8 protein-coding genes are annotated in these 11,449 nt (G+C 58.6%); 7 read left to right on the forward strand and 1 reads right to left on the reverse strand.

Annotated elements, in window-relative coordinates; genetic code table 11:
• Nucleotides 1-675: 675 nt before the first annotated feature.
• On the reverse strand, nucleotides 676-1,965 hold the full coding sequence (gene gltA, locus ACTJKS_RS21610) for a citrate synthase (RefSeq protein WP_003222994.1): 1,290 nt from the start codon (nucleotides 1,963-1,965) through the stop codon (nucleotides 676-678).
• A 363-nt stretch (nucleotides 1,966-2,328) separates the two neighbouring features.
• On the opposite strand from gltA, the gene sdhC reads away from it, so the two are divergent.
• The 7 genes from sdhC (at nucleotide 2,329) to lpdA (ending at nucleotide 11,448) form a co-directional block, all read left to right on the forward strand.
• Complete coding sequence (gene sdhC / locus ACTJKS_RS21615) at nucleotides 2,329-2,703, forward strand: succinate dehydrogenase, cytochrome b556 subunit (RefSeq protein ID WP_016773673.1); 375 nt, start codon at nucleotides 2,329-2,331, stop codon at nucleotides 2,701-2,703.
• Nucleotides 2,697-3,065: a succinate dehydrogenase, hydrophobic membrane anchor protein gene (sdhD, locus tag ACTJKS_RS21620; protein WP_003222999.1), complete on the forward strand. Its 369-nt coding sequence runs from the start codon at nucleotides 2,697-2,699 to the stop codon at nucleotides 3,063-3,065. The genes sdhC and sdhD overlap by 7 nt, the downstream gene beginning before the upstream one ends.
• Nucleotides 3,066-3,068: 3 nt before the next feature.
• Nucleotides 3,069-4,841, forward strand: a complete 1,773-nt coding sequence (gene sdhA, locus ACTJKS_RS21625) for a succinate dehydrogenase flavoprotein subunit (RefSeq protein WP_007962857.1) — start codon at nucleotides 3,069-3,071, stop codon at nucleotides 4,839-4,841.
• Nucleotides 4,842-4,852: 11 nt separating this feature from the next.
• Entirely contained in the window at nucleotides 4,853-5,557 is a 705-nt protein-coding gene (locus ACTJKS_RS21630; protein ID WP_003223007.1) for a succinate dehydrogenase iron-sulfur subunit, read from the forward strand.
• A gap of 259 nt (nucleotides 5,558-5,816) precedes the next feature.
• Nucleotides 5,817-8,648, forward strand: a complete 2,832-nt coding sequence (locus ACTJKS_RS21635) for a 2-oxoglutarate dehydrogenase E1 component (protein WP_086794958.1) — start codon at nucleotides 5,817-5,819, stop codon at nucleotides 8,646-8,648.
• A gap of 42 nt (nucleotides 8,649-8,690) precedes the next feature.
• A complete protein-coding gene (gene odhB / locus ACTJKS_RS21640; protein WP_262948063.1) occupies nucleotides 8,691-9,914 on the forward strand; it encodes a 2-oxoglutarate dehydrogenase complex dihydrolipoyllysine-residue succinyltransferase in 1,224 nt (407 codons plus the stop codon).
• A gap of 97 nt (nucleotides 9,915-10,011) precedes the next feature.
• Nucleotides 10,012-11,448 carry a dihydrolipoyl dehydrogenase gene (gene lpdA, locus ACTJKS_RS21645; protein ID WP_041074385.1) on the forward strand — a complete coding sequence of 479 codons (1,437 nt, stop codon included), beginning with the start codon at nucleotides 10,012-10,014 and terminating at the stop codon, nucleotides 11,446-11,448.
• The last annotated feature ends 1 nt before the right edge of the window (nucleotide 11,449 follow it).

Raw genomic sequence — 11,449 nt, forward strand, 5'->3', positions numbered from 1 at the left:
TGTTTGGCTGCGCCAAACGGTCGCTGCGCTCCCACCCCCGGATAAATCCCTCCACTCAGCCTGCCGACGGGCCCTCAGATCAAAAGCGGTACTCGAGCTAACGCTCATCGTGTTGAGTGGTGAAAAGCTAGCGCTTGGCTTTGGCGCTTCTGTGGGAGCGAGCTTGCTCGCGAAGGCGGCCTGACAGCCGACCAAATTCCAACTGAAAACACCCAATCCCCTGTAGGAACTGCCGAAGGCTGTGATCTTTTGATCTGCTTTGGCTTTGGCTTTGGCTTTTGATCTTAAGCCCCTTCGGCAGGCCGAGCGTAGGTGTCCATCAGGGGGTTAGGCGCGCAGCGCCGTGCGGCGAAGCCGCATACATCGAAAGGAGGTGCAGCGAAGCAAACCGTAGGCGATGCCCCCGGATGGGCACCGTAGCGAGGGAACGCTGAGCCTAAGCGAAGTGCCGTACGCCGGGGCAAAGCCTTTTGGGTTACCTTTTCGGCGTCTGGAAAAGGTGACTCGCTGTAAGAGCGAAACCGCCAGCGGCAGCACTCGCAGCAACGGATATGCCCACAAATGCCCAAAAGCCAGTCGGCCCCCAGGCCGCTGCGACCCCACAAACAAAAACGGCCTCTATATAAATAGAGGCCGTTCCCGATACAACTTCAAGACGTTATCGCAAGACAAGCCTTATTTGCGGTCTTCCAGCTTGGTGATATCACGCGACTCATAGCCAGTGTACAACTGGCGCGGACGGCCAATCTTGTACGGGCTGGAGAGCATTTCTTTCCAGTGCGAAATCCAGCCGACAGTACGTGCCAGGGCGAAGATCACGGTGAACATGCTGGTCGGAATGCCGATCGCCTTGAGGATGATCCCCGAGTAGAAGTCGACGTTCGGGTACAGCGAGCGTTCGATGAAGTACGGGTCGGTCAGGGCGATCTCTTCCAGGCGCATGGCCAGTTCGAGTTGCGGATCGTTGTTGATGCCCAGTTCTTTCAGCACTTCGTCGCAGGTCTGCTTCATCACAGTCGCGCGAGGGTCGCGGTTCTTGTAAACGCGGTGACCGAAGCCCATCAGCTTGAACGGGTCGTTCTTGTCCTTGGCCTTGGCGATGAACTTGTCGATGTTGGACACATCGCCAATCTCGTCAAGCATGGTCAGAACGGCTTCGTTCGCACCGCCGTGGGCAGGGCCCCACAGTGCGGCGATGCCGGCGGCGATACAAGCGAACGGGTTGGCACCCGAAGAGCCTGCCAGGCGCACGGTGGAGGTCGATGCGTTCTGCTCGTGGTCGGCGTGGAGGATGAAGATCCGGTCCATGGCCTTGGCGAGTACCGGGCTGATCGGTTTGATCTCGCACGGGGTGTTGAACATCATGTGCAGGAAGTTTTCCGCGTACGTCAGGTCGTTGCGCGGGTACATCATGGGTTGGCCCATGGAGTACTTGTAAACCATCGCTGCCAGGGTCGGCATCTTGGCAACCAGACGGATCGCGGAGATTTCGCGATGCTGCGGGTTATTGATGTCCAGGGAGTCGTGGTAGAAGGCCGAAAGGGCGCCGACTACGCCGCACATGACGGCCATCGGGTGGGCGTCGCGACGGAAGCCGTTGAAGAAGGTTTTCAGCTGCTCGTGAACCATGGTGTGGTTTTTCACGGTGCTGACGAACTGGGCCTTCTGTTCTGCGGTCGGCAGTTCGCCGTTGAGCAGCAGGTAGCAGGTTTCCAGGTAGTCCGACTTTTCAGCCAGCTGTTCGATCGGGTAGCCGCGGTGCAACAGAATGCCGTTGTCACCGTCGATATAGGTGATCTTCGATTCGCACGAGGCGGTCGACATGAAACCCGGGTCGAAAGTGAAGCGGCCCGTGGCCGTCAGGCCCCGAACATCGATTACATCGGGACCAACGGTGCCGGTTAAAATGGGCAGCTCGACGGGGGCTGCGCCCTCGATGATCAACTGCGCTTTTTTGTCAGCCATGTGGCCTCCTATTTATGCTTGAACCATCAGACAGACCCCCCACGCAGGGCCCGCACCACTATAGTGAGATAAATTCGAATGTCAATTTGCCTAAAGTCTTGCTCCAGAAGGCTTTAAGCGCACTTTTTCCTCGAAATTGACTGCCATTTACGCCTTTTATACGACTTGTGCAATCAGCTATTTGGGGTAGGTGATTGCGTTGTCATTAGTAGCCTAACTGTCTATACTCGGCCACCGACCGCCAAGGGCTTTTGGGCTTGCTTTCATTGGGGGTCGCATCCCTGGGTGGTGGTTACCTGACCAGTGCACTCCCCAACAACTTTGCCCTGATTGTTAGGGGCTCTTCAGTGTGAAAAAAAAGCCGTGAAAAGCCAACGACCTGTAAACCTAGACCTAAGGACCATCAAACTCCCAGTCACTGCTTACACGTCCATTCTTCACCGTATCTCCGGTGTCATCCTCTTCGTGTGCCTTGCCATCATGCTTTACGCATTGGACAAGTCGCTGAGCTCCGAGGAAGGCTTCGGTCAGGTGAAGGCGTGTCTGACCAGTCCGCTAGCCAAGCTAGTGATTTGGGGCATCCTGTCCGCTCTGCTGTATCACCTGGTAGCCGGTGTGCGCCATTTGATCATGGATATGGGCATCGGTGAGACGCTGGAAGGCGGCAAGCTGGGCTCGAAAATCGTTATCGCCGTTTCCGTGGTGGTAATCGTTCTGGCAGGAGTCTGGATATGGTAACTAACGTCACGAACCTCTCGCGTTCGGGCCTCTATGACTGGATGGCGCAACGTGTGTCGGCGGTCGTTCTCGCGGCTTACTTCATCTTTCTGATCGGATACGTCGTGGCCCACCCAGGCCTCGAGTACGCCCAGTGGCATGAACTGTTCGCCCACAACGGGATGCGTATTTTCAGCCTCCTGGCCCTTGTTGCTCTCGGCGCTCACGCCTGGGTCGGCATGTGGACCATCGCGACTGACTACCTGACGCCAATGGCGTTCGGCAAGTCCGCGACGGCTATACGTTTCCTTTTCCAGGCAGTATGCGGCGTTGCGATGTTCGCTTACTTCGTCTGGGGTGTGCAGATTCTCTGGGGTATCTGAGTCATGGCTAACATTCCAACGATTTCTTTCGACGCCATCATTATTGGTGGTGGCGGTGCTGGCATGCGCGCTGCGCTGCAGCTGGCACAGGGCGGTCACAAGACTGCGGTGATCACCAAGGTTTTCCCGACCCGTTCGCACACTGTATCCGCCCAGGGCGGCATCACCTGCGCGATCGCGTCCGCTGACCCGAACGATGACTGGCGCTGGCACATGTACGATACCGTCAAGGGTTCCGACTACATCGGTGACCAGGACGCTATCGAATACATGTGTCAGGAAGGCCCGGCTGCCGTTTTCGAACTGGACCACATGGGTCTGCCGTTCTCGCGTACCGAGCAAGGCCGTATCTACCAGCGTCCATTCGGTGGTCAGTCCAAGGACTACGGTAAGGGCGGCCAGGCTGCTCGCACCTGCGCAGCATCCGACCGTACCGGGCACGCGCTGCTGCACACCCTTTATCAGGGCAACCTGAAAGCCGGTACCACGTTCCTGAACGAGTACTACGCTGTCGACCTGGTGAAAAACCAGGAAGGCGAGTTCGTCGGTGTGATCGCGATCTGCATCGAAACCGGCGAAACTTCGTACATCCGTGCCAAGGCCACCGTACTGGCCACTGGCGGTGCCGGTCGTATCTACGCCTCCACCACCAACGCCCTGATCAACACCGGTGACGGCGTTGGCATGGCTCTGCGTGCTGGCGTACCGGTACAAGACATCGAAATGTGGCAGTTCCACCCGACCGGCATCGCCGGCGCCGGTGTACTGGTTACAGAAGGCTGCCGTGGTGAAGGTGGTTACCTGATCAACAAGCACGGCGAGCGTTTCATGGAGCGTTATGCTCCGAACGCGAAAGACCTGGCTGGTCGTGACGTGGTTGCCCGTTCGATGGTTAAAGAAATCATCGCCGGTAACGGTTGCGGTCCGAATGGCGACCACGTAATGCTCAAACTCGACCACTTGGGCGAGGAAGTGCTGCACAGCCGTCTGCCAGGCATCTGCGAACTGTCGAAGACTTTCGCACACGTTGACCCGGTGGTTGCGCCGGTTCCGGTTGTTCCGACCTGCCACTACATGATGGGCGGCGTTGCCACCAACATTCATGGTCAGGCGATCACCCAGAACGCCGAAGGCGTGGACCAGATCATTCCTGGCCTGTTCGCCGTAGGTGAAGTGGCTTGCGTATCGGTACACGGTGCCAACCGTCTGGGCGGCAACTCGCTGCTCGACCTGGTGGTATTCGGCCGCGCTGCCGGCCTGCACCTGGAGAAGGCGCTGACCGACGGCATCGAATACGACGACGCTACCGAAGCCGACATCGAAGCAGCCCTGTCGCGTCTGAACGCGCTGAACGGCCGTACCGATGGCGAAGACGTGGCAACCCTGCGTCGCGAGCTGCAAAGCTGCATGCAGAACTACTTCGGCGTATTCCGTACTGGCGAATACATGCAGAAGGGTATCGCTCAGCTGGCCGATCTGCGCAAGCGCATCGCCAATGTGAAGATCAACGATAAGTCGCAAGCGTTCAACACTGCGCGTATCGAAGCTCTGGAACTGCAAAACCTGCTGGAAGTGGCTGAAGCTACCGCCATCGCGGCCGAAGTACGTAAAGAGTCCCGCGGCGCTCACGCCCGTGAAGACTTCGAAGACCGTGACGACGAAAACTGGCTGTGCCACACCCTGTACTTCCCGGGTGAGAAACGCGTCGCCAAGCGTGCCGTAAACTTCTCGCCGAAGACTGTTCCGACTTTCGAACCTAAAGTCCGGACTTATTAAGGGTGATCGCCATGTTGCAAGTCAGTGTTTATCGCTACAACCCTGATCAGGACGCTGCGCCGTTCATGCAGGAATTCCAGGTCGATACCGGTGGTAAAGACCTGATGGTGCTGGACGTGCTGGCCCTGATCAAAGAGCAGGACGAGGGTTTCTCCTATCGTCGCTCTTGCCGTGAAGGTGTCTGCGGCTCCGACGGCATGAACATCAACGGCAAGAACGGTCTGGCGTGCATCACGCCGCTGTCCGCTGTCGTAAAAGGCAACAAGTTGATCGTTCGTCCGCTGCCAGGTTTGCCGGTTATCCGTGACCTGGTTGTCGATATGAGCATCTTCTACAAGCAATACGAGAAGGTTAAGCCTTACCTGCAGAACGACACGCCGGCTCCGGCCATCGAGCGTCTGCAGTCCCCTGAAGAGCGTGAAAAGCTCGACGGTCTGTACGAGTGCATCCTGTGCGCCTGCTGCTCGACCTCGTGCCCGTCCTTCTGGTGGAACCCGGACAAGTTCCTGGGTCCAGCTGCCCTGCTGCAAGCGTACCGCTTCCTGGCAGACAGCCGTGACACCAAGACGTCCGAGCGTCTGGCTTCGCTCGATGACCCGTTCAGCGTTTTCCGCTGCCGGGGCATCATGAACTGCGTCAACGTATGTCCGAAAGGCCTGAACCCGACTAAGGCCATCGGTCACATCCGTAACATGCTGCTTTCGAGCGGCGTGTGATTCAGCTGCTGTAACCGTAGAACCGCTGTAACGAAGAGGCTGTGGCGCGGGCTTCAACCCGCGTCATGGCTATAACCAGAGCAGTAGCCACAAGCTGCCGCTCTTATTTTGAAGAAATGAGACAAGCAGGGGCATCCGGGCTGGTACCCGGACTATCAGCGTGATCCTAAGTGGCTTGTTTTGGTCGCTGCATTCGGACTTCTGCAAGTTTGCTCGGTATTGACGCCGATGGTGTTCCCCTAACCGAGGGTGACCAAGCATGCAAGAAAGCGTGATGCAGCGCATGTGGAACAGCGCCTACCTTTCAGGTGGAAACGCTGCCTATGTGGAAGAGCTTTATGAGCTCTACCTGCACGACCCTAACGCTGTGCCAGAAGAGTGGCGCACCTACTTTCAGAAGCTGCCTGCCGACGGCAGCTCTGCCACTGATGTTTCGCACTCCACAATTCGCGATCATTTCGTGCTGCTGGCAAAGAACCAGCGCCGCGCTCAACCGGTTTCCGCCGGGAGCGTGAGCAGTGAGCACGAGAAGAAGCAAGTTGAAGTGCTGCGATTGATCCAGGCCTACCGTATGCGTGGCCACCAGGCAGCCCAGCTTGACCCGCTGGGGCTGTGGCAGCGTCCTGCACCTGCAGACCTGTCGATCAATCATTACGGCTTGACCAATGCCGATCTTGATACGACCTTCCGTGCCGGCGACCTGTTCATCGGCAAAGAGGAAGCGAGCCTACGCGAAATTCACGAAGCGTTGCAGCAGACATATTGCCGCACCATCGGCGCTGAATTCACGCACATCACCGATTCCGAGCAGCGCCAGTGGTTCCAGCAGCGTCTGGAAAGCGTGCGCGGTCGTCCGACGTACTCCGCTGACATCAAGAGCCACCTGCTTGAGCGCGTGACGGCCGGTGAAGGCCTGGAAAAATACCTGGGCACCAAATACCCGGGCACCAAGCGTTTCGGTCTGGAAGGCGGCGAAAGCCTGATTCCGATGCTCGACGAACTGATCCAGCGTTCCGGTTCCTACGGCACCAAGGAAGTCGTCATCGGCATGGCCCACCGTGGCCGTCTGAACGTGCTGGTCAACACCTTCGGCAAGAACCCGCGCGAGCTGTTCGACGAGTTCGAAGGCAAGAAGAAGGTCGAGCTGGGTTCCGGTGACGTCAAATACCACCAGGGCTTCTCGTCCAACGTGATGACCGCCGGCGGTGAAGTTCACCTGGCCATGGCGTTCAACCCGTCCCACCTGGAAATCGTTTCCCCGGTGGTAGAAGGTTCGGTTCGCGCCCGTCAGGATCGTCGTAACGACCCGACCGGTGAGAAGGTTCTGCCGATCTCCATCCACGGTGACGCTGCATTCGCAGGTCAGGGCGTGGTCATGGAAACCTTCCAGATGTCGCAGACCCGCGGTTTCAAGACCGGCGGTACCGTGCACATCGTGATCAACAACCAGGTCGGTTTCACCATCAGCAACCCGCTGGACTCGCGTTCCACCGAGTACGCCACCGACGTTGCGAAGATGATCCAGGCGCCGATCCTCCATGTGAATGGTGATGATCCGGAAGCCGTGCTGTTCGTGACTCAGCTGGCCATCGACTATCGCATGCAGTTCAAGCGCGACGTGGTGATCGACCTGGTCTGCTACCGTCGTCGCGGCCACAACGAGGCCGACGAGCCAAGCGGCACCCAGCCGCTGATGTATCAGCAGATCACCAAGCAGCGCACCACCCGTGAGCTGTACGCTGATCGTCTGACTCAGGCCGGTGTGCTCGACGCAGAGCGTGTACAGGCGAAAGTCGACGAGTACCGCAATGCGCTGGACAACGGTCTGCACGTGGTGAAATCGCTGGTCAAAGAGCCGAACAAAGAGCTGTTCGTGGACTGGCGTCCGTACCTGGGCCACGCCTGGACTGCGCGTCACGACACGCGTTTCGACCTGAAGACCCTGCAGGAACTGTCCGCCAAGCTGCTGGAAATTCCGGAAGGCTTCGTGGTTCAGCGTCAGGTTGCGAAGATCTACGAAGACCGTCAGAAGATGCAAGCCGGCGGCCTGCCGATCAACTGGGGTTACGCCGAAACCATGGCGTACGCGACCCTGGCGTTCGAAGGTCACCCGATCCGCATGACCGGTCAGGACATCGGCCGCGGTACGTTCTCGCACCGTCACGCTGTGCTGCACAACCAGAAAGACGCCGGCACCTACATTCCGCTGAAGCACCTGTACGAAGGTCAGCCACGCTTTGACCTGTACGACTCGTTCCTGTCGGAAGAAGCGGTACTGGCCTTCGAATACGGCTACTCGACCACCACGCCAAACGCGCTGGTGATCTGGGAAGCCCAGTTCGGCGACTTCGCCAACGGTGCACAGGTTGTTATCGACCAGTTCATCACCAGCGGCGAACACAAGTGGGGTCGTCTCTGCGGTCTGACCATGCTGTTGCCGCACGGCTACGAAGGTCAGGGTCCTGAGCACAGCTCGGCACGTCTTGAGCGTTACCTGCAACTGTGCGCCGAGCACAACATTCAGGTGTGCATGCCGACCACTCCGGCGCAGATCTACCACTTGCTGCGCCGTCAGGTGATTCGCCCGCTGCGCAAGCCATTGGTCGTTCTGACTCCAAAGTCGTTGCTGCGCCACAAACTGGCCATCTCGACCCTGGAAGATCTGGCCGAAGGTTCGTTCCAGACCGTGATCCCGGAAATCGACGCCCTGGACCCGAAAAAGGTCGAGCGTGTTGTTCTGTGTAGCGGCAAGGTCTACTACGACCTGCTGGAAAAACGTCGTGCCGAAGGCCGTGACGATATCGCCATCGTGCGTATCGAGCAGCTGTATCCATTCCCTGAGGACGACTTGAAAGAAGTCCTGGCGCCTTACACCAACGCCAAAGCGGCCGTCTGGTGTCAGGAAGAGCCAATGAACCAGGGCGCCTGGTACTGCAGCCAGCACCACCTGCGTCGCAGCATCGGTAACCTCAACAAATCTCTCGTACTCGAGTACGCGGGCCGTGAGGCTTCTGCTGCACCTGCATGTGGTTACGCATCGATGCACGCCGAGCAGCAGGAAAAACTGCTGCAAGACGCGTTTACCGTTTAACGCCTTCGCGCACCTGAAACCGAATTTAAGGAACCACAGATAATGGCTATCGAGATCAAAGCCCCCACTTTCCCGGAATCGGTTGCCGATGGCACCGTTGCCACCTGGCACAAAAAACCGGGCGACGCCGTCAAGCGTGACGAACTGATCGTCGACATCGAAACCGACAAAGTCGTACTGGAAGTGCTGGCTACCGCCGACGGCGTGCTGGGCGCAATCGTCAAGAACGAAGGCGACACCGTTCTGTCCGACGAAGTCCTGGGCTCCATCGTTGAAGGCGGCGCTGCTGCCGCTGCTCCAGCCGCCGCTGCTGCTCCGGCTGCTGCTGCCGCTGCCCCGGCTGCTGCCGAAGGCGAAGACGATCCTGTTGCTGCTCCGGCTGCGCGCAAGCTGGCTGAAGAAAACGGCATCAACATCGCTTCCGTTGCCGGCACCGGCAAAGGCGGTCGTGTGACCAAGGAAGACGTGGTGGCTGCTGTTGCCGCGAAGAAAGCCGCTCCGGCTGCTGCACCTGCCAAGGCTGCTGCTCCGGCTGCCGCTGCGCCGGTATTCGCTGCTGGTGACCGCGTTGAAAAACGTGTGCCGATGACCCGTCTGCGTGCCAAGGTTGCCGAGCGTCTGGTTGAAGCCCAGTCGAACATGGCGATGCTGACCACGTTCAACGAAGTCGACATGACCGAAGTCATGGCCCTGCGTTCGAAGTACAAGGATCTGTTCGAGAAGTCCCACAACGGCGTACGCCTGGGCTTCATGTCGTTCTTCGTCAAGGCTGCCACTGAAGCGCTGAAACGCTTCCCGGCAGTCAACGCTTCGATCGACGGCGCGGACATCGTCTACCACGGCTACGCCGACATCGGTGTTGCCGTTTCCAGCGACCGTGGTCTGGTTGTTCCGGTTCTGCGTAACGCCGAGCTGATGAGCCTGGCTGAAATCGAAGGCGGCATCGCCACGTTCGGCAAAAAAGCCCGTGACGGCAAACTGTCGATGGAAGAGATGACCGGTGGTACCTTCACCATCACCAACGGTGGTACCTTCGGCTCGATGATGTCGACTCCGATCGTCAACCCGCCGCAGGCAGCGATTCTGGGCATGCACAACATCATCCAGCGTCCTATGGCCATCAACGGTCAGGTCGTGATCCGTCCGATGATGTACCTGGCACTGTCCTACGATCACCGTCTGATCGATGGCAAAGAAGCTGTAACCTTCCTGGTGACCATCAAGAACCTGCTGGAAGATCCGGCTCGTCTGTTGCTGGATATCTGATAGAAGCAGCCATGCGCTGCGGGTGGCGTATCGTCGGCAACGACGGTACGGCCCGCAGCGCGCGGCTTGAAGCTTTTCGCTAAAGAGGATTTTTTGAATGTCGCAGAAATTTGACGTAGTAGTGATCGGTGCCGGCCCTGGCGGCTATGTAGCTGCCATCAAGGCCGCGCAGCTGGGTCTCACCACTGCCTGCATCGAGAAGTACACCGACGCTGAAGGCAAACAGGCCCTCGGCGGTACTTGCCTGAACGTCGGCTGCATTCCGTCCAAGGCGCTGCTGGACAGCTCCTGGAAGTACAAGGAAGCCAAAGAGAGCTTCAACGTTCACGGTATCTCGACCGGCGAAGTCAAAATGGACGTCGCTGCGATGGTTGGCCGCAAGGCTGGCATCGTCAAGAACCTGACTGGCGGCGTTGCCACCCTGTTCAAGGCCAACGGCGTGACCTCGATCCAGGGCCACGGCAAGCTGCTGGCTGGCAAGAAAGTCGAAGTCACCAAGCCGGACGGTTCGGTTGAAGTCATCGAAGCCGAAAACGTCATCCTGGCCCCAGGTTCGCGTCCGATCGACATTCCACCGGCTCCGGTCGATCAGAAAGTCATCGTCGATTCGACTGGCGCTCTGGAGTTCCAGGCCGTACCTAAGCGTCTGGGCGTGATCGGCGCTGGCGTGATCGGTCTGGAACTGGGTTCGGTGTGGTCGCGTCTGGGTGCAGAAGTGACTGTCCTCGAAGCACTGGACACCTTCCTGATGGCAGCGGACACCGCTGTTTCCAAGGAAGCGCTGAAAACCCTGACCAAGCAAGGTCTGGACATCAAGCTGGGCGCTCGCGTGACCGGTTCGAAAGTGAACGGCGACGAAGTCGTTGTTAACTACACCGATGCCAACGGCGAACAGACCATCACTTTCGACAAGCTGATCGTAGCCGTTGGTCGCCGTCCGGTGACCACTGATCTGCTGGCTGCCGACAGCGGCGTGACCCTGGACGAGCGCGGTTTCGTGCACGTTGACGATCACTGCGCCACCACCGTACCGGGCGTCTACGCCATCGGTGACGTGGTGCGCGGCATGATGCTGGCGCACAAGGCCTCGGAAGAGGGCATCATGGTTGTCGAGCGCATCAAGGGCCACAAAGCCCAGATGAACTATGACCTGATCCCATCGGTTATTTATACTCACCCGGAAATCGCGTGGGTTGGCAAAACCGAGCAGGCCTTGAAAGCCGAAGGCGTTGAAGTTAACGTCGGCACCTTCCCGTTCGCCGCTTCCGGCCGTGCCATGGCCGCCAACGATACCGGTGGTTTCGTCAAGGTCATCGCTGATGCCAAGACTGACCGCGTATTGGGCGTGCACGTGATTGGCCCGAGCGCTGCAGAACTGGTTCAGCAGGGCGCGATCGGTATGGAATTCGGCACCAGCGCTGAAGACCTGGGCATGATGGTTTTCTCCCATCCGACCCTGTCTGAAGCCTTGCACGAAGCTGCTCTGGCAGTGAATGGCGGCGCCATCCACATTGCCAACCGCAAGAAGCGTTAAG

It is taken from the genome of Pseudomonas sp. 22189 (assembly GCF_052045635.1).
GTDB lineage: Bacteria > Pseudomonadota > Gammaproteobacteria > Pseudomonadales > Pseudomonadaceae > Aquipseudomonas > Aquipseudomonas parakoreensis.